The organism is Ruegeria sp. BF10 (genome assembly GCF_056538725.1).
Genome location: NZ_JBQFTR010000001.1, coordinates 1,393,600 through 1,414,952, shown reverse-complemented (window position 1 = coordinate 1,414,952; position 21,353 = coordinate 1,393,600). Strand labels below are relative to the sequence as shown.

The window sequence follows — 21,353 nt, the reverse complement described above, 5'->3', positions numbered from 1 at the left end:
ACGGGGCGTTCGCAATCTTACCCCATGGCACTTGCTACCGCGCAAGGGTCATGGGGGTCAAGATTGCGTTGGGTTCACGCCCAGTCCAGGCGTTGCCCGGTCATGCATACGGGCAGGGTGTCCGATGGAAACTGGCCCAGTTCTTCAAAAAACGAGATGAAGTCAAAATGATTGTAAGCCTCGACCATCTTTTCGTCTTTGAACCGCGCCATGACCTGGCCCGTGACTTCCAATGGCGCGCCATTGTCGGCACGAAAAGTACGAACATGCAGAATGGCAGACACCCAGTCGCCGTTTTCGATGATCTTGGGCAACTCGACCTTGATGTCCCCCAGAATATGGCGGAACGCCATGACCAGATCCCGGAAATCGTCCGCACCGACCTGCATTTCCGGAATCAGCCCCTCGGCCATCGTTTCGGGCGCGAAAAACTGATCAATTGCTTCGGTGTTTCCATTTTCCCAAACTTCGGAGTACCACTTTCTGAGTATCTCTGAATTCGTCATCCCAGTTCTCCTGTCCAAGTGCAGGCACGATGGCAAAAAGGAATGAATAAACTCTGAATCCGCCAAGGGACGGGTAAATAAATTCAGACATGTGGGGGATTAATGCAGGTTTCTGTTGCCAGGTACCTGCGAACCCCGCCTTACGCGGCTAGGCGCAAGGGCTTAAGTTTCGGTCTTGCTACTGCTTACGCAGCAACTGCAACCGGAGCACGATTGTCGTTTGCAATTGTACTGTTTTCGCCGGTAACGGTGGCAGACAGCCGGGACAAAGCTAACCCCTTTAGACGTTCGTCGATCCTATTTCGGCCCCCCGGTTCTGAAAGTGATCCCCAAACGAAGGATGCCCCCAGAAGGTGTATGGTGGAGCCGCCGGGTACCGCCCCCGGGTCCGATCCGCTTATTACGAGCGCGTTTATGTCCATAGTCCCGAAGGACATCTCTTATATAGGTGAGGTGATGGATGGATGCAAACTCAGAATGAAGTCTGCCGTATCCTATATTTCCAATCTGTTAGGTGGCTTTGTTGAAGTTTGCAGAGATAAGCCAAACCGCCAGAGCCAGTTCGATTCCCCCAAAGATCAACGCCTTGGCCAAGGGCGGATTGTCCAGCGCGACCGACACAAATCGGCCCAGCGCTGCACCGGAATAGACAATGCCCAGCATGACATAGGCCATTGGGTTGTTCAGCCAGATAACGGCGATCCCGGTCACAACAAACAAACCACCGACCGAGGCGCGCATCTCGGACAACCCCATCGTGCTGTTGGTCGGGGCCAGATCCAGGGCCGACGCGGTGTGGGCCGGGGCTAGAAACCCGAACGCGCCGAACCCGATGGTCAGCAATGCTGCAATGACGTTCAGAGTTGCGACCATGGCGGCCTCCTGGGTTCAGGCCGCGTAGGCGGCGTCAAAGAAATCACGTTCCAGCTCGATGGCGCGATGAAACAGTCGCGTGACCTCGGCCTGTTCAGCCGCATCCAGCGTCGGCCAGACGTTGTCCAACTGACTGCGCAGATATTCCACGACGCTTTCGAACCCTTCGCCCGCATGTAGCGTGATCCATTCCGCAAACCAGAACGGCAAGCCGTCTTTGGGCGGGTTTTCCGGGCTGGCCCAGCTCAGGTAAACCCATTCCACCACGACGAGTACCGCCAGCATGTTCTGATAACGGCCAGAGGCTGCGGCTTCGGCCATCAGATCCTGAAACGCCCGTGTGGCGGGCGCGGGCTCGGTGCTGGGCTCAGTGCCCAAAGCGTCCATCGCGCGCAGGAAATAGGTGTTCTCGGGGCCTGTGATCACCGCCAGAAACTGCGCGGCCGGGACGCTGTCTGCAAGGGTCGGCGCATGCGCGATGGCGCTGGCCAAAAGACGCACGAAGCCGTCGACGAACTGATAATCCTGTTGCAGGTACCAGCGCATTTTATCCTCGGGCAGGGTGCCGTCAGACAGTTCGCGGGTGAAGGCATGGGTCGTGGCGGCCGTCCAGTCGTCGATTTTACCCTGACGCAGCACATCGGTTGGGCGGGTTTGGTCCTGCATTCGGAAGCTCCGTTTTGTCTTGATGCAGACAAAGCCCGTTTCAAAACAAAGTACAAGGTCAGCCGAGTGCGGACCAAAGACCCAGACCACCGACCAGAATGAGGCTCAGGGCCCAGATGAGCTCCAGGTTGAACCAGCTGCGCGACAGGAATTGCAGGCCAAGCCAACGATAGACCGCAAAGGCCAACAGCCCGCCACCCAGAACCATGGCGGCCGTATGCAGCGCGGCGACGCCCAGAACCAAAAGGGTGTTCGTCGTCATGATCTGGGAAATCGCTTGATGTCCCGCGTCCAGTTCATCCACGGCACAAAGGCCCAGATAGATTGGAACCAGCATCAGGGCGGCCCCGTGGGCAAGCGCCACGAGAAAAGACCAAAGCGCAAGCCTGCTTGGCGGGATCCGCGAAAGAAAGCGGGGATGACGGCGGGTTATCGCGATGTACAGGCCCATGCCAATGACGACCAGGGCCGCGCCGATACGGATTTCATTTTGATAATCGACCAGTACGGCCATCAGGGCAAAAGGCAGAAGTACGCCCAGCATGGCCACGAAATGCCCGCCAGCCAAAGCCGCGAGTGCGCTCCACAGGGCGGATTGGTGTTGTTCCATCAAAGCCGAAGACACCGCCAGCGGCCAGCCCATGCCGGGGTTCAGGCCGTGATAGGCGCCGCTCAGAACAACGGCCAGCCACAGGCCAGCCGTTGATGACATCAAAAATTCCAACTCAGACCGACGGATAGCAGAAGCTGTCGGTTGAACAGTCTCCGCCCTCCAACCGGATCTGGTGGCTGCGATAGCCCTTGGGGAACTCCACCCAGAACTTCGGATCCAGCGTCAGCCCGCCATTCTCGCCGACATCAGCTTTGACCATGGCCGCACCGGCTTCCTCGGGGTAGAACTGGTCGTCCCACGTGGAATAGAGCGAATTGGTCCAGTAGACGCGTTTGCCGTCGCGGCTGATTTCGACCATCTGTGGACCATATCCAAACGTCTGGCCGTTGGGGTGTTTGGTCTTTTTTACAATCCCTCCAATTTCGACCTTGCCGGCAAGGGTGGGGTTCATCGGGTCGGATACATCGTATTGATGCATCTCGCCGGTACCCCAGCAGGCGACGTAGAGGTACTTGTCGTCCAGGCTCAGGTCGATATCGGTAACCAGCGGCGGAACGGCAGAGAAGCCCTTCAGAAGCTCAGGAAGATCATCGGGATCAGCGGGTTGCGGATCGATTGTTATGGTCTTCTCGGCTTCGAACGTGCCGTCTTCATTGCGCCACCAGGTGAAGATTGCACCTTGCAGGTTCGTTGTATCGACGACAACGCCGCAGAACCCGTATTGCTTTACGGGATCATGAGCGGGACGGATTTCCAAGGCCATCTGATGGTTTTCACCCAGATCGATGGTTTGAATATTCGTCCGGTTTCGAAGGTTCCAGAAATGGATGCGGTGGCCGTATTTATTGGACAACAGGTCTTCGGCCACCAGCCCGTTTTCGAATTGCGGTGGCAGGCCCCATTCGGAACTGACCATGTAGTCACGCGGCAGGTTCCACCAGAAATCATAATGCTTGTCCTGTACGCCGCGCTCGATCTCATAGCGCCCGATGATGTCGAAGGTTTCGCAATCCATGATGAAAATGCCCGGAGGGCCATCTGTGCCGTCAGGGCCGCCACCGCCAAGGGTGCTGACATAGATGCCTTCAGGCCCGCAATGGATCGTGTGCGGACGGGAATACCCTGTCTTTGCAAAGACTTCTTCGGGTTCGATGATCTTGTGAATCTTGGCTTCGAGCGGGTTTTTGACATCGATTACATAAATCCGGCTGGACCGGATGCCCGGGATGATCAGATAGCGCCGCTCCAGAAACGCGTGACCGCTGAGCGGCGACAGGGCCGAAGAACAGGCGTTCCAACCGAAATGGTGAAACTCGTCGCCCTTTTCGGGCATGATCACCTGATGCACGATCTTTCCGAAATCGTCCGAGCTTGGATCGACATTCACAACCGCCAGTCCGTCGGGTTGTGAAAAGTCAGGGCTGAGCATCAGCGTGAATGCAAGTGTTTCAGCGGGGCCCTCCATCGCCAGTTTTGCGGATGGATAAAAACTTGGGTCCGGTCTTTGGTTCATAACGTCCTCCCGTAAGTCATTGATCTTCAATTCATATTGAGAGTTCCGGTCTTGGCGCCGGATGACAATCTGCCTGCTCGTGTGCCCCTTGTTCTGATCTTGTTTCGAATGCCGCCCTCAGTTGGGTTTACGTTTGCTCTTGGCCACGTCATGGGCCAGCCGTCGTGTGTAACGTTCCAGACCGATCAGGGCGGAGTCTACGGTGTCCGCGTCTTTTGCCTCTAGCGCGTCCACTATTCTGCTGTGCAGTCCGATGATCTCTTCGCGGGATCGCGCCGTGAAGGTGATCATATTCATCAAGGGCTGCATCGCTTCCACGGCACCCGCCAGCTGATAAGACAGGACCGGGTTTCCAGCCCCATCCACCAGCGCGCGATGGAAAGTCACGTCCGAGGCGCAAAAGGCTTCGTCCGTCAGGCCCGGTTGGGACTGGCGGAATATTTCCGCCCGCATGGTCGCCAGGTGATCTGCCGTGCGCCGCTGCGCGGACAAGGGCGCACAGGCCCTTTCCAGGGCATATCGCGCCTCGCATGCGGTATCGAAGCTGACCGCATTCATCGACAGCAACAATGTCGAAGTCGTGACTTGCTGAGAATAGGCGTCCTCAAAGCTCAGGCGATTTACAAATGCGCCGCCGGAAGCACCGCGTTGTGTGCGGATCAGGGATTGTGCCGCCAGCCGTTTCAATGCTTCACGCACGGTCGGGCGAGAGACCTGGAACTGATCCGACAGTTCGGCTTCGGAGGGCAGGCGCGCGTCCACGATCAGCTCACCCGAAACGATCGCATCCCGAATGGCCTGGGCGATCTGGGCAGACAGGTCTGCGGTTTTTCGGGGCGCGGTTTTCATCTTCAGACGACCTTGGGCAAATTTTTATTTGTCTGACATTTAAAAGTCTGACATTTGAAAAGCAAGGGAGTTGAGTCGGGAGGCCGAAGTGAGTCGTACGTGGCTGCGCAGCGGAATGTGGCTGGGCTTTTATGTTCTGATCCTGTGGGCGTGGTGGGTCATGTTCTCGATGAGCCGGGACATGGACCTCGATCTGATCGGCCGTCCGGGGCCGATGGGGCAGGCGATGGCCGCGATGGATCCGCGCATGGATATGTACATGCCCATGGCCGAGTTCGGCCCGCTGTTTTCAATGTGGGCGATCATGATGGCGGCCATGATGCTGCCCACCCTGATCCCGACCCTGCGCAGTTACGATGACCTGATCCGCAGTGCAAATGGCACCCGCGCCGGCTGGCTGGGGGTTCTGGCCGGGTATTCCGTCGTCTGGGTCGGGTTTGCGGCTCTGATCGCAGGAATTCAGCTGGTTCTGCTGTTTGGCGGCGTTGTCGATATGCTGGGAATTGCCAAATCCGGCTGGGTCGCGGGCGGTCTGATGATTGCCGTGGGCGCCTTCCAGTTTTCCCGCGTCAAAGAGGTTTGCCACGGTGTCTGCCATGCCCCGATGACCTATTTCCTAGGACATTGGAGAACCGGTTTTGCAGGTGGCGTGCGCATGGGCCTGGGTCTTGGCGCCTTTTGCGTCGGCTGTTGCTGGGGCTTCATGGCACTTGGCTTTGTCGGCGGTGTCATGAGCCTGTTGTGGATGGGGCTCGCGACCCTGTTCATGGTTTTGGAGAAACTTCCTCAGATCGGGCACGCCGTGACCCGTCCGATGGGGTTTGTGCTGATTGCGGGCGGTCTTATCCTGCTCGTGTATCCAATTAGCTACGGAGGATAAACCAATGGCTAAAAACAGAAAACCAGACGCCGATCGGCTGCCCGTCAGTCAGCGCATCGACAGCCGCATGCCCAATCCCAAGCGGCGAGAGATGAGCCCGACGGAATGGGCCATCAAGGGCGAGCTGATCCTGAACTGTTCATGTGACGTGTTCTGCCCCTGCGTGGTGTCACTGGGCGCGCATCCTCCGACGGAAGGTCATTGTCATGCGTGGATGGGTATCATCGTTGATGAGGGCCACTATGAAGGCGAGGATCTGTCGGGTCTGAATGTCGGGTTGCTGGTCGATATTCCGGGCCGGATGGGTGAAGGCCAGTGGAAAGTCGCCGCTTATGTCGACGAGCGCGCAAGCGGCAAGGCTTATAACGGTTTGTTGCAAATCTTCAGCGGTCAGGCGGGCGGCACCACCGGTCTGTTTACCATGCTGGTCAGCGAGATCATTGGCGCGGAACGGGCGCCGGTCCAGATCGAGCGTGACGGAAACAAACGTCGGATCGCGATTGGTCGCAAGATCCAGGGTGAGATCGAGATGCTTGCGGGCAAGGATCCGGAGCATCCGGTGATGGTTTCAAACTCCAAATACTGGATGGGACCTGACATCATCGTGGCGCGTGGCACCAAATCGAAGGTGCGCGACTATGGCCGGGTCTGGGACTTTGGCGGCAAGTCCGCTGAAATCTGCCCCATCGACTGGCACGGGCCAAAATGATGATCACGGGCGCGTATGCGCAGGAAATGGCGCGGTACAATCACTGGCAGAACAAGCAGTTGGCAGAGTTTTTGCAATCTCTGACATCCAAGGAACTGACCCTTGAACGCGGGGCGTTCTTTGGCTCGATCATGGGCACGGTAAACCATTTGTTGTGGGGCGACTGGATGTGGATGTCGCGTTTCGAAAAGCGCGACGGGCCCGACGGCACGATTCACAAGGCCGGCGGGGGTATCCATGAAAGTGTATACCTGTGCCCGGACCTGCAAAGCTGGTTGGCGTTACGCGAAAAGATCGACGCGCGTATCCTGAACTGGGCCGAAGGGTTGGGGGACGATCCCCTGACCGGCTCGTTCACGTGGTATTCCGCCGCGAAAGAGGCTGATGTCACAATGTCTTACGCGTTGTGCGTGATCCATTTCTTCAATCACCAGACCCACCACAGGGGACAAGTGCATAAAATGCTGACCGAGACGGGCTCGGAAGCGCCTGTGAGTGATATCGTCTTTATGCCTCAGGAGGTATGAATGCCACAGATTTCCGCGTCACGCCGCTTGCGGCGCACTCCGTTCTCTGAAGGGGTCGAAGCTGCCGGGGTCAAGGGCTATACGGTCTACAACCGTATGTTGTTGCCGACGGTTTTTGAAAGCGTTGAAGCCGATTACCGGCATCTGAAGAACCATGTGCAGGTCTGGGATGTGTCGTGCGAGCGGCAGGTTGAATTGCGTGGCCCTGATGCTGCGCGCCTGATGCAGATGCTGACCCCGCGTGATCTGCGCGGTATGCTTCCGGGGCAGTGTTTCTATGTGCCTATCGTTGATGAGACAGGCGGCATGTTGAACGACCCGGTCGCGGTGAAGCTGTCTGAAGACCGCTGGTGGATCTCGATTGCAGACAGCGATCTGTTGCTCTGGGTCAAGGGTATCGCCGTTGGCTACCGTCTGGATGTGCTGGTGGACGAACCGGACGTGTCGCCGCTTGCCGTTCAGGGCCCGAAGGCGGACGAGCTGATGGCCCGTGTCTTCGGGGACCGCGTGCGCGACATCCGGTTTTTCAAATTTGATATGTTCGAGTTCGAGGGGCGCGATCTGGCCGTCGCGCGATCCGGTTATTCGAAACAGGGTGGTTTCGAGATATACGTGGAAGGTGGCGATATCGGCATGCCTTTGTGGAACGCCCTGTTTGCCGCCGGCGAAGACCTGCACGTGCGCGCGGGTTGCCCGAACCTGATCGAACGCATTGAGGGCGGTCTGTTGTCCTATGGGAACGACATGACCGATGACAACACCCCGCATGAATGCGGTCTGGGAAAGTTCTGCAACACGCACACCGCGATCGGCTGCATCGGTCGGGACGCTCTGTTGCGTGTCGCCAAGGAAGGGCCGGTGCAGCAAATCCGACCTATCGCCATTGATGGTGATCCGGTGCCGGGTTGCGATCGTCCCTGGGGTATGCTTGCGGACGGAAAGCGTGTGGGGCAGGTGACTTCGGCGGCCTGGTCTCCGGATTTTGAAACCAATGTGGCGATCGGTATGGTGCGCCTGAGCCATTGGGATGCCGGGACGGAACTGGAAGTGGAAACACCGGCCGGGATGCGCCGCGCGACCGTGCAATCGCATTTCTGGATCTAGCAGAGCCAAGGACGCTGCCGCGTCGACCTCGGGATATTTTGAACCAGCTGCCGACATGGGCTGGTCACTGAACACGAAAGGAATGACAGATGTTCAATGCACTTGTGATGGACAAGGATGAAGAGAGCGGAATTGCCACCGGCTCGATCAAACAATTGTCGGTGGATGACCTGCCACATGGTGATGTTACGGTTGCGGTCGAATATTCCACGGTGAACTACAAGGACGGCCTGTGCCTGTCTCCGAAAGGGGGCGGGCTGGTGCGAGCCTATCCACATGTCCCCGGCATTGATTACGCCGGCACGGTCGAAGCCTCATCGGATGACCGCTACAAACCCGGTGACAAGGTTGTTCTGACCGGATGGCGCGTGGGCGAGGCTCACTGGGGCGGCTATTCGCAAAAAGCCAACGCGCGGGCCGATTGGCTGGTGCCGCTGCCCAATGGGTTGACAACGCGTCAGGCAATGGCCGTGGGCACCGCCGGGTTCACTGCGATGCTGGCGGTCATGGCGCTGGAGGATCATGGGCTGACCCCGGATCGTGGACCGGTATTGGTGACCGGGGCCGCGGGTGGTGTCGGGTCGGTGGCCACGGCCATTCTTGGCAATTTGGGCTATGAGGTCGCTGCGGTCACCGGACGGCCTGAAACCGGGGACTATCTGAAATCACTTGGTGCGACGACCATTGTGCCGCGCGACGACCTGAACGAGACCACAAAACGCCCCCTTGAAAGCGAAACCTGGGCGGGCTGCGTTGATGCTGTGGGCGGTGCCATGCTGGCGCGTGTTCTGGGCCAGATGAAATACGGATGCTCCGTTGCCGCGGTTGGTTTGGCAGGGGGCGCTGCTTTGCCTGCGACAGTGATTCCGTTCCTGCTGCGCGGTGTGAACCTTTTGGGTATCGACAGCGTGATGCAGCCCTATGACAACAGGGTGCGCGCGTGGAAACGGATCGCCACGGATCTGCCGATGGACAAGCTTGAAGCGATGGTTCAACCGGCCGGTCTGTCCGATCTGCCGCAATTGGGCGCCGACATTCTGAAGGGCCAGGTCAAGGGGCGTGTCGTGGTGGACGTGAACGCCTGAGGCTGACCCGTGAACTCGACCTGGCCGGAGGAACTCGGCCAGGTTCCGGAAAACGATGTTTGTCCGAATTGGTCGCAACACCTCTGGCCATTGATACAATTCCCGATCATGATTGCTATACATCCCAATTGCGATGGCGTAAGACCCATCCAAAGAGTACCTGAAGACGGGGAGTGAGCAGAATGTCTGACGACTTCGAACTGGACACCGATGATCTGCAGCGCCGCATGGATGGCGCAATGGCCAATCTGAAAACCGAATTTGCATCATTGCGAACAGGGCGTGCTTCGGCCTCGATGCTGGAACCTGTCATGGTTGACGCTTACGGCTCGATGACACCGATCAACCAGGTGGGCACCGTGAACGTGCCCGAACCGCGTATGGTTACTGTAAACGTCTGGGACAAGTCACTGGTCGGTAAGGTGGAAAAGGCCATCCGCGAAAGCGGCCTTGGTATCAATCCGCAATTGAACGGCACCATCATAATGCTGCCGATACCCGAATTGAACGAAGAACGCCGCCGCGAATTGAGCAAGGTCGCGGGTCAGTACGCGGAAAGCGCGCGCATTGCGATCCGCAACGTGCGTCGCGATGGCATGGATCAGATCAAGAAGGCCAAAGCGGACGGCATGTCGGAAGATGACCAGAAGCTTTGGGAAAGTGAAGTTCAGGACATGACGGATGAGATGATCAAGGCCGTGGATACTGCGCTTGAAACCAAGCAAGCCGAAATCATGCAGGTCTGAGCCGGACTGATGCCAAAAGACCCGCAAACCGAGCTGGAGTCCGGCCCGCGCCATGTGGCCATCATCATGGATGGCAATGGTCGTTGGGCGCAGGCGCGCGGCCGTCCCCGGCTGTTCGGCCACCATGCCGGGGCGCGGCGCGTGCGTGAGGTTGTCGAGGCCTGCCCGGGATTGGGAATCAAGTACCTGACGGTGTTCGCGTTTTCGACTGAAAACTGGAAGCGGACCCAGGTCGAGGTGGCTGGTCTGATGAACCTGTTCCGCCGCTATATCATCAAGGAAACCCGGACACTTGCGGATAATGGCATCCGGGTTCGGTTCATCGGAGACCGGGTCCGGCTGGATTCCAAGTTGATCGAGTTGATGGACTCGCTGGAAGAAGAAACCAAAAACAACGATCTGGTTCATTTGACCGTCGCGCTGAATTACGGTGGGCGCGACGAGGTCGCGCGCGCCACCAAGCGTCTGGCGCGGGATGTGGCTGAAGGGCGGCTGAAACCCGAAGAGGTGGATGAAGAAACCCTTCCCAAGTATCTGGATACGCGTGTTCTTCCTGATCCCGACCTTGTGATTCGAACCAGCGGTGAAGCGCGGATTTCAAATTTTCTTCTGTGGCAGTCGGCTTACTCGGAATACGAATTCATCGATACGCTCTGGCCGGACTTCACCGCTGATGAACTGGCCCGTCTGTGCCAGAATTACGGCTCAAGAGATCGGCGGTTCGGAGCGGTTCTGGCATGAGAGACGGCCGATGGTCTGACCTGACAACACGGGTTCTTTCCGCTGCTGTTCTGGTCGTGATCGGATCAATCGAGGTCTGGCTTGGCGGGTGGTGGTTCGAAACCTTCATCGCCGCAGCCTGTGGTCTGATGACGTGGGAATTGGTTCGGATGATCGACCCGCAGGCCCGCGGCGTGGCCGTGCAATTGGGAATTCTGACAAGCGTCACCGTGGTTCTCAGCTATCACTTGCCGCCGATTTATACTTTGCCGGTCATACTCGCGCCAGCGCTTGTGGGTGTGGGGCAGATCAGTCGCTCGAAGGTACTGTTCGGGCTGTTTGTGGTCTGGATCGTCGGGGCCGGGCTGGGTTTCATTTCGATCCGGGAAAGCTTCGGTTTTGGCTGGATGGTTTGGCTGATCGCGGTCGTGGTCGCCACGGATGTCGCGGGCTATTTCGTGGGCAAGGCGGTTGGCGGCCCGAAGTTCTGGCCAAGGGTAAGCCCAAAAAAGACGTGGTCGGGAACCGCCGGCGGGTGGGCCGCCGCGGCATGTGTCGGCGCGGTTTTTGCAAGCATGGCCGGCTTTGGATTCACTTTTGTCGTTGTTTCCGTTTTGGCCTCAATGGCAAGCCAGGCCGGTGATATTGTTGAAAGCGCAGTCAAACGTAAGTTCGGCGTCAAAGACAGTTCGAACCTGATACCGGGTCATGGCGGCTTTCTGGATCGGTTTGATGGCATGATGGGCGCCGCGCTGTTCGTTTTGATCGCAGGGCTGATCTATTCGCCGGGTGAAATGTAATGCGAAAGGTATCTGTTTTCGGGGCCACCGGGTCGATCGGGCAGAATACGATTGATCTGATTTCGCGCGCACCGTCCGAGTATGACGTCGTGGCTTTGACCGGTGGCGCCAATATTCAAAATCTTGCGGATGATGCGCGTCGGTTGGGTGCCGATATTGCCGTCACCGCTCATGAAGACCGGCTTGATGACCTGCGTTCCGCTTTGGCCGGCAGTGGCGTCGAGGCGGCTGCGGGCCCCGGCGCCATCGTCGAAGCTGCTGCGCGTCCGGCGGATTGGACTATGTCGGCCATTGTCGGCTCGGCCGGGTTGGCACCGGGAATCGAAGCGTTGAAACAGGGAACGACCCTGGCACTGGCCAACAAAGAGACATTGGTCTGCGCCGGGTCATTGGTTCTGGAAACGGCCAAACAGCATGGAGCGCGATTACTGCCGGTCGACAGCGAACATTCGGCGGTGTTTCAGGCGCTGGTCGGTGAAGACGTTGAAACAGTCGAGCGTGTGATCATCACCGCCAGTGGCGGGGCGTTCCGTGATTGGCCCCTGAGTGAACTGGTAAACGCGACTGTGGAACAGGCCTCCAGCCATCCGAATTGGGATATGGGGCAGCGTATCACGATCGACAGCGCCTCCATGTTCAACAAAGCGTTGGAAGTCATAGAAACAAAAGAATATTTCGGTGTCGAGCCGGATCAGATCGAAGTGCTGGTGCATCCGGAATCCATAGTACACGCCCTTGTCGGGTATCGTGATGGTGCGATGATGGCCCATATGGGGGCACCCGATATGCGCCACGCAATCGGTTACGCGCTGCATTGGCCCGAAAGACGGGACTTGCCGATACAGCGGCTTGACTTGGCCCAGCTTGGGCAATTGCGTTTCAATGAACCGGATTTAGCGCGGTATCCGGCCCTGAAGCTCGCGCGGGACGTGATGGAGCGTGGCGGCCTGGCAGGCGCTGTTTTCAATGCCGCCAAGGAACGCGCGCTGGATCATTTTATCGCACGCCGGATCGGGTTTCTGGATATGGCTGATGCCGTCGCCGCGGTTCTGGACAGGTTTGACGCGTCAGACAGCCTTATTGATGCCCCGATGACCCTTGATAACGTACAGCAAACCGACCATCTGGCACGTCAGTGGGTCGATGACACTGTGGTGGAACGAGCAGGATAGAATTTTGGACGTACTTTCGCTAATCCCCCAATTTGGCAATCTTCTCTGGACGATTGTCGCGTTTGTCATCGCGTTGTCGGTCATCGTCGCGGTGCACGAATACGGACATTACATTGTGGGGCGCTGGTCCGGTATCCATGCCGAGGTCTTCTCGATCGGGTTTGGCCCGGTTCTGTGGAGCCGTATCGACAAGCGGGGAACCAGATGGCAGATCGCGTTGCTGCCGTTTGGGGGCTATGTAAAGTTCCTGGGCGATGCCAATGCCGCATCCGGCAAGGATGAAGAGGCGATGGAAGGCATCGCAACCCAAAGCCCGGAAGAACTGCGCCGCACCATGCACGGCGCCCCTTTGTGGGCGCGTGCCGCCACGGTCGCGGCCGGGCCTGTCTTCAATTTTGCAATGTCCATTCTGGTTTTCGGTCTGATCTTCTGGTCACAGGGCGTATCGAAAGAGCCGCTGACAGTCGGATCGTTGCAACCCTTGCCCGGCACCGTGCAGGAACTGAGAGAAGGTGATGTGATCACGGCCATCGCCGGTATTCCGACACCTGATTACGATGAAGAGGGGGCCTGGCAGGACTTTATCGAGGCGCTGCCTGTGGAACCGGTTCTGGACTACACGGTTATCCGGGACGGTGAAACCCTGGATGTTCAAGCACCATGGATGTTTCCACCCCTGATCCGCCAAGTGGCCCCACGCAGCGCGGCGATGGATATTCAACTGAAACAAGGCGATGTCATCACGGCGGTGAACGGGGAACCGATCTTTGCCTTCGAGCAGCTGAAGGATTTTGTCGAAGGGTCCGACGGCCGGGTTCTGCTGTTGGACGTCTGGCGGGATGGATCCGAGCTGGAATTCGCATTGGCCCCCCGACGCACGGATGAACCTCAGCCGGAAGGCGGTTTCGTCACCCATTGGCGGATTGGGATCATCGGGGGCATGATGTTGGAGCCGGCAACTGAACCAGCTGGTATTCTGGATTCACTGACCGGCGGTGTCAGGCAGACGGGTCGCATTATCGAAGGGTCGCTGTCGGGCATGTGGCACATGGTGACGGGTGCAATCAGCACCTGCAACATCTCGGGGCCGATCGGAATCGCCGAAACCTCGGGGGCAATGGCCAGCCAGGGGGCGCAGAACTTCATTTTCTTCATCGCGGTTCTGTCGACGGCGGTCGGATTGCTGAACCTGTTTCCGATCCCGGCATTGGATGGCGGGCATCTCGTGTTCTACGCCTATGAAGCCATTGCAGGGAAACCACCCAGTGACGGGGCCTTGCGGGTGCTCATGGGGCTAGGGATCACGATAATCCTCACCCTCATGCTGTTTTCAGTAAGCAACGATCTGTTCTGCTGATTGTGGCGCTCGGTGCAAAATTGAGCCGCATTATCGCCTTAATTGGGCGCTATTCTCTTTGCGTCTGAGGGAAAAGCCATGACCAAAACGCTGAAAAGATCGTATCAGAGCTTTAGCTTCCTGTTCGTGTTGAATTGGGATGTTCTGCTGAGCTTTGCGGTTACGGCTTTGGCTATGGCAGGTGCCGCCTATTTGGCGGCCATGTGATTCTTGCTGAAATCAACGTCGACAAATTGACTGGCAGTCTGCGCGGTTGCTTCGATTTCGCCTTTTGACAAGCTCATTCAATCCCGCTACTCAGCATTAAAGTCTTAAATTCTGGGTAGAGCATAAAATGACTGACAGGCGAGGGGCGGGCACATCCTGCGGGCAGCAAATGCCAACAAACAATATTTTGTGGCAGGCGCTAGCGGTTCTTTTCCTTTTTGTTGCTGCAAGCTTAATGACTTTTCCGCATGCAGCACAGGCGCAAAACTATACGATCAATTCGTTTGATGTTGAGGGCAATCGCCGGATTGAAACCGGTACGATCATCGCCCGAACGGGAATCGAACCTGGCCAGACCGTAACTGCGGGCCAGCTCAATGATGCCTATCAGCGTTTGCTTGACAGTGGTGTATTTGAAACAGTCGAACTGACGCCGCGGGGGTCTACGCTGGTCATCACGGTTCAGGAATATCCGACGATCAACCAGATCAGCATCGAGGGCAACGCCCGTGTCAAGGACGACGTTCTGCTGGACGTCATCGAATCTCAGCCGCGCCGCGTCTTTACCCCGCAGGTGGCCGAGTCTGACGCCGATATGATTGCTGAAGTGTATTCAGCCCAAGGCCGTGTTGCCGCGACCGTGATCCCTCGGATTATCCGCCGCAGCGACAACCGGGTTGATCTGGTTTTTGAAGTGGCCGAAGGCACGACCATCGAGGTGGAACGTGTCAGCTTTGTCGGCAACCGTGCCTTTTCCGACCGACGCTTGCGCCGCGTTCTGGAAACCAAGCAGGCAACGTTTCTGCGGACGTTCTTCCGGAACGACACGTTCATCGGCGATCGTATCGAGTTCGACAAGCAGGTCATCCGGGACTTCTACCTGTCACGAGGCTATGTCGACTTCCGCGTGAACAGCGCCAACGTCGAATTTACCCGTGAACGGGATGCGTTTTTCCTGGTGATGAATGTAACCGAAGGCCAGAAATTCTCGTTCGGTAAGATCACGACCGTCAGTGAGATTCCGGGCGTGGATCCGGCCCCTTATCAGGACGCGCTGAAGATCAAGCCCGGCGTAACCTATACACCGTCTCTGGTTGAAAACTCCATTACACGCCAGGAACGTCTGGGTCTGAAACAAGGCGTGGATTTCCTTCGGGTGGAACCACGTGTCACACGCAATGACCGCGATCTTACTTTGGATATCGAATTTGTCCTGACAAAAGGTCCTCGGATTTTTGTCGAGCGGATCGATATTGAAGGCAACACAACCACCCTTGACAGGGTGATCCGCCGTCAGTTCGACACCGTCGAAGGAGACCCGTTCAATCCCCGCGAAATCCGTCAGGCCGCCGAGCGCATCAATGCCCTGGGTTTCTTCGCTGTCGCGGAAGTCGAACCGCGCGAAGGATCTTCGCCCAGCCAGGTCATTCTGGATGTGGACGTTGAAGAACAACCTACCGGCTCGCTGAGCCTTGGCGGCAGCTACTCGGTTACGGACGGTTTCGGGATTGCGGTCGGTCTGAACGAATCCAACTTCCTGGGTCGTGGCCAGAACCTCGGTGTGTCGATCTCGACCGCGCAGGACTCGGAACAATACACGCTCAGCTTCACCGAGCCTTACCTGCTGGGCCGCAAGCTGCGCTTTGACATTGGTCTGGGGCTGTCGGCCACCAATTCCGGGTTTGCAAGTTATGACACAAGCAGTCTTTTCTTTGCACCACAGCTGACCTATGCGATTGGTGAATTGTCGGCGCTGCGGCTCCGTTATCGCTGGGACCGCAGCGAGATGACGCAGCAGGACAACGAAGTTAACGGCGCGGTGATTGCTTCTGAAATCGCGCAGGGCAAACGGACGTCCAGCTCTTTGGGACTGTCTTACATTTATGACAGCCGTCTCGGCGGTCTGGACCCCAATACCGGCTTTCTGTTCGAGATTGGCGTTGATGCCGCCGGACTTGGTGGGGACAACAAATACTTCAAGACCACGGCGCGTGGTATCGCGCAAACCCGAGTATGGAACGAAGAGGTGGTGCTTCGGGCAACGATGGAGCTGGGCGCTCTGCATTGGCGCGGAAACGATTTCAGCCGTACTGTGGACCGGTTCGTGCTGGGGCCCAATACCTTCCGGGGTTTCGAACCTGCTGGTATCGGACCGCGTGACCTGTCCAACGGTCAGGATGACGCAATCGGGGGCAACTATTATTGGGTTGCCCGGTTCGAAACCGATTTCCCGCTGGGACTGCCCGAGGAACTGGGGCTGCGTGGTGGCCTGTTCTATGATGTCGGCAACCTCTACAACATCGACAACGTCAATACGGCAGGTTCAACTATTGTAGGTGCAAACGGATCGATCCGCCACGTGATCGGCATTTCGGTGCTGTGGGAAACTCCGTTCGGGCCGTTGCAGTTCAACTTTTCGCAGCCTCTCAAGAAAGAATCTTTCGACAAGGAGCAGAACTTTGACTTTACGATCCAGGCCCGGTTCTGATCCGCGATGCTGAACAGATTGCTTGGCAGAACACGGGGCCCGCTTTGGGCCCTGTGTGCATTTTTGACGATGGTCCTGGCGCCTTTGGCAGATGCTCAGCAGCTTGGTGTGCCTCAAGCCAGTGTGGTCACCCTGTCCAGTGAAGAGCTGTTTGCCAAGTCTGCCTTCGGACAGCGCGTTTTGCGCGAAATCGAAAAGGAAAGCGCGTTACTGGCCGAAGAAAACCAACGGATTGTCGCGGAACTGAGCCGCGAAGAAAAGGAACTCACCGAGCAGCGCGCCATCATGACGGCCGACGAGTTCCGCCCCCTGGCCGAGGCGTTTGATCTCAAGGTTCAGTCCCATCGCGAGGGGCAAAGGGCAAAGCTGGACGTTCTGGCCCGTCGCAGCGAAGAAGCCCAGCAGACCTTTTCCGAGATCGTGCGCCCTGTACTTGTCGATCTGTTGCGCGAAATTGGGGCCAGCGTGATGATCGAGCGATCCAATGTCGTCGTCAGCACGTCCGACATCACCGAAGCCGCGATCCTCCGAATAAACGCCGCGATTGGTGATGGAAGCGATTTGCAAGAGGGGCAGGGCGAATAGGTTCGCTTGCCCTTGCAGTGCTGTATTGCTAACCACGCAAAAAAAGAAACATCCAAAACGGGATATCTGCACCATGAGCACAGAAACCAAAAGCGCAGACATTCAGCTGATCCAGAGGATTCTGCCGCACCGCTATCCGTTTTTGCTTGTCGACAAGGTGGTAGATATTTCGGGCTATCAGTCGGCGCGCGGAATCAAGAATGTCACCATGAATGAACCGCATTTTCAGGGGCATTTCCCCGGAACGCCGATCATGCCGGGCGTCACCATTGTCGAGGCAATGGCACAGACCGCCGGTGTGATGCTGGGTGTTGGAATGGACGTCATCGACACCGAGCTGTTGATTTACTTCATGAGCATCGACAAGTGCAAATTCCGTCGCAAGGTCGTGCCCGGTGATGTGCTGGAAATGCATGTGGGAACCGTGCGCGGGAAAAAAGGCGGCAAGCTGTTCAAGTTCAGCGGCCGTGCCACCGTCGAAGGTGACGTGGCCGCCGAGGCGGAATTCTCGGCCTATGTCGACTGGGATATGGAAAAAACAACATGAACGGAGTCCATCCCAGCGCAATTATCGAAGACGGTGCGCAGATTGGACAGGATTGCATCATCGGTCCCTTCTGCCATGTGGGCGCACAGGTGAAACTGGCCGATCGGGTCGAGTTGAAATCGCACGTGGTCGTGACGGGTGACACCTCGATCGGCGAAGATACCGTTGTGTTCAATTTCTCGGTGATTGGTGAGATCCCTCAGGATTTGAAGTTCAGTGGCGAAAACACCCGTCTTGAGATTGGCAAACGCAATCGCATTCGCGAGCATGTGACAATCAATACCGGAACCCAAGGTGGCGGTGGTGTCACGCGGATCGGTGACGACTGCCTGCTGATGGCGGGGGTTCACGTGGCCCATGATGTTCAGATCGGCAACCGTGTGATCATGGTCAACCATGCAGGCGCGGCGGGGCATTGCATCGTCGAAGACGACGTGATCGTTGGCGGCATTTCTGGGCTGCATCAATGGGTGCGCGTTGGGCGCGGGGCCATTATCGGCGCGCTGACCATGGTGCCCAAGGATGTTATTCCTTATGGCCTGGTACAGGCGTCGCGAGGTGAGCTGGATGGCTTGAACCTTGTCGGTCTCAAGCGCAAGGGTGTATCACGCGAAGATATCTCGGCGCTGCGCGCGGCCTTCAAGGAATTGTCCGACGGCGAAGGCACCTTTATGGATCGCGCCAGCCGGATCGGTGAAGGCAACGAAAGCGACTATGTGCAGCAGATCGTGGATTTCGTCACCGGCCATAGTGACCGATCATTCCTGACCCCGAGGAAATAGGGTCATGCTTGCGTTGATTGCGGGAACCGGGGCGCTGCCGACCGAAGTTGTTGCGCAGTTGGCAGAACGTCCCCTGATCTGCGCGATGGAGGGGTTTCTGCCGGACACCCTGAGCGCAGATGTCGTGTTTCCTCTGGAACAGTTGGGCAGTTTCATCGCTGACCTGAAGACGCGGGGCGTGACTGAAATCTGCCTTGCCGGCGCTGTTCGGCGCCCGCCAATCGACCCCTCGCGCATCGACGCCGCGACGCTGCCACTGGTTCCGATCATCCAAAAGGCCATCCTGTCCGGGGATGACGGAGCTTTGCGCGCCGTGATCGGAATTCTCGAGGGGGCCGGTCTACACTTGCGGGCCGCGCATGAGATCGCGCCCGGTTTGTTGCCGCCTGTGGGATGTCTGACCGAGGCCCAGCCCTCGGATGCCGACATGGCCGACGCTGACCGCGCCGCCGGGATTCTTCGGGTAATGGGGGCGGCGGATACCGGGCAGGCCTGTGCCGTGTCCAAAGGGCAGGCGCTGGCTATCGAGGGGGTGTTCGGTACCGCGTGGATGCTGCACTCCCTGACGCAACGCCCCGACGCAGGCGGCGGCATTCTGTTCAAAGGTCCCAAACCCGATCAGGATCGGCGCGCCGATTTGCCCGCCATCGGGCCGGAAACCGTCACCGATACGGTTGCGGCAGGTTTGTCCGGGATCGTATTGGAAAAAGGCGGTGTGCTGGTTCTGGAAAAAGATCGTGTCATCGCTGAATGCAATCGCCTGGGTCTGTTCCTTTATATCCGCGAGCGGGCGGTCTGATGCGTGTCTTTCTGGTCGCCGGTGAACCTTCGGGTGACCGGTTGGGCGGTGCGCTAATGGAGGGGTTGAAAACCCTGGTGCCTGATGTTGAATTCGACGGGGTCGGTGGCCCGTTGATGCAAGCGCAGGGTCTGCGCAGCCGGTTTCCCATGTCCGAGCTTTCGGTCATGGGGCTTGTTGAAGTTCTGCCGAAGTTTTTCCACCTGAAACGACGTATTTCCGAGACAGCACAGGCGGTGCTAGACACGAAACCGGATGTATTGATTACGATAGACAGCCCTGATTTCAGCTTGCGCGTCGCCAAGATCGTCAAAGCCAACAGCAAAATCCGAACCGTGCATTATGTCGCGCCCAGTGTCTGGGCCTGGCGCCCCGGGCGTGCAGACAAGATGGCAAAGGTCATCGATCATGTGCTGGCGCTTCTTCCTTTTGAACCTCCGTACATGCAGCGGGCAGGGATGGACTGCGACTTTGTCGGTCATCCTGTGGCCAGCGAGCCGATTGCCACACCAGACGAGATCGCGGCCTTTCGGAACCGCTTCGATCTGGCTGACGCCCCAATCCTGCTGGCTTTGCCCGGGTCACGGCGGGGTGAGATCGAACGCCTTGCAGAGTCTTTCGGCGGCGCGTTGCGGTTGTTCATCGATGCCCACCCGAATTACCGCGTGGTGATCCCGACCGTTGGTGCGACAACCGATCTGGTAAATGACGTGGTGCGAAAATGGCCCGGCACCCCCGTGGTGCTGGACCCTCGCAATGCAGGCGCAGAGCAAGCCACAGCCGACAAACGTGCAGCCTTTGGCGCCGCAGATCTTGCCCTGGCGGCCTCGGGGACGGTTTCGCTGGAACTTGCGGCGCAGAATACGCCGATGGTGATTGCGTACAAACTCAACTGGCTGACGCAGAAGGTGGCAGAACGGATGGTCAATCTGGACACCGTTACTCTGGTCAATCTGGTCTCGGACACGCGCGCCGTGCCGGAATGCCTGCTGGATGATTGTCAGCCTGAAAAGATCGCCGAAGCCTTGCGAAAGGTAGCCGACGCACCCGACGCGCAACAGCACGCCATGAACCTGACAATGGACAGGTTGGGGCGAGGGGGCGAAGCACCCGGCTTGCGCGCGGCGCGGGCGGTTTTGAACAGAATGCAGCCACGCAATGCTTGATCACGCGCTGTTTGCAGTCTCTGCGGGGATCGCGATGATCTCTACCAATCTGGACAATCTTGCTGTCTTGTTGGGCTTGATTCTGGTGATGGAACAGCGCCGTGCGATCGTGGGCTTTGCGGTCGCTCAGACGATCGTACTTTCCCTGGCCATGACCGTGGCCGTGGGCCTGAACCAGAGCGGCCTTCCGTTTTGGATCGGCTACCTTGGCCTTGTCCCATTGGTGTTTGGCTTGCGCGGAATCTGGCATCAGTTTCGCGAGGCGGACAACGAAGGTGCTGTGTCAAAAGGGGCCGTGACTTCGGTGGTGACGCTTTTCCTGAGCCTCTCGATAGACAGTTTTGCGGTAATGACCCCTCTGCTTGCGGATTCGGCGCCGTCCTATCGGGTCGTGGCGTTGATCGGTGCCGCCAGCGCGGCCGCCTTGCTGGTTGTTGTTGCGGCATGGGGGGCCCCCCACGCCAAAAGCCTTGGCCCGCGCGTTGCCCGGCTGGATCGGATTGCGCCATATATCATGGTCTGCGTCGGGCTCTATATTCTCTTCAACTCTCCCACCGACATGCTGTGACCCGGCAAAGAGAGCGCTTCGTCTCGCATATGTGACCTGCAAAGGTCTGTTGCAGTGATGCAGGTCCAAGGTATCGTGATCCAGAAAAAGG

At 57.9% G+C, this 21,353-nt stretch carries 24 protein-coding genes and 1 other RNA gene; 18 read left to right on the top strand and 7 right to left on the bottom strand.

Features of this window, described 5'->3' with window-relative positions:
- Positions 1-74 precede the first annotated feature (74 nt).
- From ACR0DJ_RS07195 to ACR0DJ_RS07165, 7 genes are all read right to left on the bottom strand, one after another.
- Complete coding sequence (locus tag ACR0DJ_RS07195) at positions 75-506, bottom strand: ester cyclase (protein ID WP_170344384.1); 432 nt, start codon at positions 504-506, stop codon at positions 75-77.
- A gap of 101 nt (positions 507-607) precedes the next feature.
- Positions 608-980, bottom strand: a transfer-messenger RNA (tmRNA) gene (gene ssrA, locus ACR0DJ_RS07190).
- A 36-nt stretch (positions 981-1,016) separates the two neighbouring features.
- Entirely contained in the window at positions 1,017-1,379 is a 363-nt protein-coding gene (locus ACR0DJ_RS07185; RefSeq protein ID WP_425078224.1) for a DUF4345 family protein, read from the bottom strand.
- Positions 1,380-1,394: 15 nt separating this feature from the next.
- Positions 1,395-2,045: a TenA family protein gene (locus tag ACR0DJ_RS07180; protein WP_425078225.1), complete on the bottom strand. Its 651-nt coding sequence runs from the start codon at positions 2,043-2,045 to the stop codon at positions 1,395-1,397.
- A gap of 58 nt (positions 2,046-2,103) precedes the next feature.
- A complete protein-coding gene (locus ACR0DJ_RS07175) occupies positions 2,104-2,757 on the bottom strand; it encodes a hypothetical protein (protein WP_480684377.1) in 654 nt (217 codons plus the stop codon).
- 13 nt (positions 2,758-2,770) lie between these two features.
- Positions 2,771-4,171 carry a selenium-binding protein SBP56-related protein gene (locus tag ACR0DJ_RS07170; RefSeq protein ID WP_480684376.1) on the bottom strand — a complete coding sequence of 467 codons (1,401 nt, stop codon included), beginning with the start codon at positions 4,169-4,171 and terminating at the stop codon, positions 2,771-2,773.
- A gap of 117 nt (positions 4,172-4,288) precedes the next feature.
- Positions 4,289-5,020, bottom strand: a complete 732-nt coding sequence (locus ACR0DJ_RS07165; RefSeq protein ID WP_480684375.1) for a FadR/GntR family transcriptional regulator — start codon at positions 5,018-5,020, stop codon at positions 4,289-4,291.
- A gap of 115 nt (positions 5,021-5,135) precedes the next feature.
- On the opposite strand from ACR0DJ_RS07165, the gene ACR0DJ_RS07160 reads away from it, so the two are divergent.
- From ACR0DJ_RS07160 to ACR0DJ_RS07075, 18 genes are all read left to right on the top strand, one after another.
- Complete coding sequence (locus tag ACR0DJ_RS07160) at positions 5,136-5,900, top strand: DUF2182 domain-containing protein (RefSeq protein ID WP_425079028.1); 765 nt, start codon at positions 5,136-5,138, stop codon at positions 5,898-5,900.
- A 4-nt stretch (positions 5,901-5,904) separates the two neighbouring features.
- The gene (locus ACR0DJ_RS07155) at positions 5,905-6,609 is read left to right on the top strand and encodes a DUF1326 domain-containing protein (RefSeq protein ID WP_152457918.1); all 705 of its coding nucleotides are present in this window, start codon (positions 5,905-5,907) and stop codon (positions 6,607-6,609) included.
- Entirely contained in the window at positions 6,606-7,136 is a 531-nt protein-coding gene (locus tag ACR0DJ_RS07150) for a DinB family protein (protein ID WP_371808336.1), read from the top strand. The genes ACR0DJ_RS07155 and ACR0DJ_RS07150 overlap by 4 nt, the downstream gene beginning before the upstream one ends.
- Complete coding sequence (locus tag ACR0DJ_RS07145; protein ID WP_425078227.1) at positions 7,137-8,240, top strand: dimethylsulfoniopropionate demethylase; 1,104 nt, start codon at positions 7,137-7,139, stop codon at positions 8,238-8,240.
- A gap of 89 nt (positions 8,241-8,329) precedes the next feature.
- On the top strand, positions 8,330-9,325 hold the full coding sequence (acuI, locus tag ACR0DJ_RS07140) for an acryloyl-CoA reductase (RefSeq protein WP_425078228.1): 996 nt from the start codon (positions 8,330-8,332) through the stop codon (positions 9,323-9,325).
- Between the two features lie 182 nt (positions 9,326-9,507).
- Positions 9,508-10,071 carry a ribosome recycling factor gene (frr, locus tag ACR0DJ_RS07135; protein ID WP_170344373.1) on the top strand — a complete coding sequence of 188 codons (564 nt, stop codon included), beginning with the start codon at positions 9,508-9,510 and terminating at the stop codon, positions 10,069-10,071.
- 9 nt (positions 10,072-10,080) lie between these two features.
- Positions 10,081-10,812, top strand: coding sequence for an isoprenyl transferase (locus ACR0DJ_RS07130; RefSeq protein ID WP_170344372.1), 732 nt, complete (start codon positions 10,081-10,083; stop codon positions 10,810-10,812).
- Positions 10,809-11,591, top strand: coding sequence for a phosphatidate cytidylyltransferase (locus ACR0DJ_RS07125; RefSeq protein WP_480684374.1), 783 nt, complete (start codon positions 10,809-10,811; stop codon positions 11,589-11,591). The genes ACR0DJ_RS07130 and ACR0DJ_RS07125 overlap by 4 nt, the downstream gene beginning before the upstream one ends.
- On the top strand, positions 11,591-12,763 hold the full coding sequence (dxr, locus tag ACR0DJ_RS07120) for a 1-deoxy-D-xylulose-5-phosphate reductoisomerase (RefSeq protein ID WP_480684373.1): 1,173 nt from the start codon (positions 11,591-11,593) through the stop codon (positions 12,761-12,763). Before ACR0DJ_RS07125 ends, dxr begins: the two co-directional genes overlap by 1 nt.
- A 4-nt stretch (positions 12,764-12,767) precedes the next feature.
- On the top strand, positions 12,768-14,120 hold the full coding sequence (rseP, locus tag ACR0DJ_RS07115; RefSeq protein ID WP_170344366.1) for an RIP metalloprotease RseP: 1,353 nt from the start codon (positions 12,768-12,770) through the stop codon (positions 14,118-14,120).
- Positions 14,121-14,198: 78 nt separating this feature from the next.
- Complete coding sequence (locus ACR0DJ_RS07110) at positions 14,199-14,327, top strand: hypothetical protein (RefSeq protein WP_263618400.1); 129 nt, start codon at positions 14,199-14,201, stop codon at positions 14,325-14,327.
- 169 nt (positions 14,328-14,496) lie between these two features.
- Positions 14,497-16,815: an outer membrane protein assembly factor BamA gene (gene bamA / locus ACR0DJ_RS07105; RefSeq protein WP_480684773.1), complete on the top strand. Its 2,319-nt coding sequence runs from the start codon at positions 14,497-14,499 to the stop codon at positions 16,813-16,815.
- A gap of 6 nt (positions 16,816-16,821) precedes the next feature.
- Positions 16,822-17,400 (top strand): OmpH/Skp family outer membrane protein, encoded by a 579-nt coding sequence (locus ACR0DJ_RS07100; protein ID WP_480686238.1) that lies wholly within the window; start codon positions 16,822-16,824, stop codon positions 17,398-17,400.
- Between the two features lie 73 nt (positions 17,401-17,473).
- Positions 17,474-17,947, top strand: coding sequence for a 3-hydroxyacyl-ACP dehydratase FabZ (gene fabZ / locus ACR0DJ_RS07095; RefSeq protein WP_480684371.1), 474 nt, complete (start codon positions 17,474-17,476; stop codon positions 17,945-17,947).
- Entirely contained in the window at positions 17,944-18,729 is a 786-nt protein-coding gene (gene lpxA / locus ACR0DJ_RS07090) for an acyl-ACP--UDP-N-acetylglucosamine O-acyltransferase (RefSeq protein ID WP_257600698.1), read from the top strand. Before fabZ ends, lpxA begins: the two co-directional genes overlap by 4 nt.
- A gap of 4 nt (positions 18,730-18,733) precedes the next feature.
- Positions 18,734-19,528 (top strand): LpxI family protein, encoded by a 795-nt coding sequence (locus ACR0DJ_RS07085; protein ID WP_480684370.1) that lies wholly within the window; start codon positions 18,734-18,736, stop codon positions 19,526-19,528.
- The gene (lpxB, locus tag ACR0DJ_RS07080) at positions 19,528-20,694 is read left to right on the top strand and encodes a lipid-A-disaccharide synthase (RefSeq protein ID WP_425078233.1); all 1,167 of its coding nucleotides are present in this window, start codon (positions 19,528-19,530) and stop codon (positions 20,692-20,694) included. Before ACR0DJ_RS07085 ends, lpxB begins: the two co-directional genes overlap by 1 nt.
- Positions 20,687-21,262, top strand: coding sequence for a hypothetical protein (locus tag ACR0DJ_RS07075; RefSeq protein WP_171168233.1), 576 nt, complete (start codon positions 20,687-20,689; stop codon positions 21,260-21,262). Before lpxB ends, ACR0DJ_RS07075 begins: the two co-directional genes overlap by 8 nt.
- Positions 21,263-21,353 lie beyond the last annotated feature (91 nt).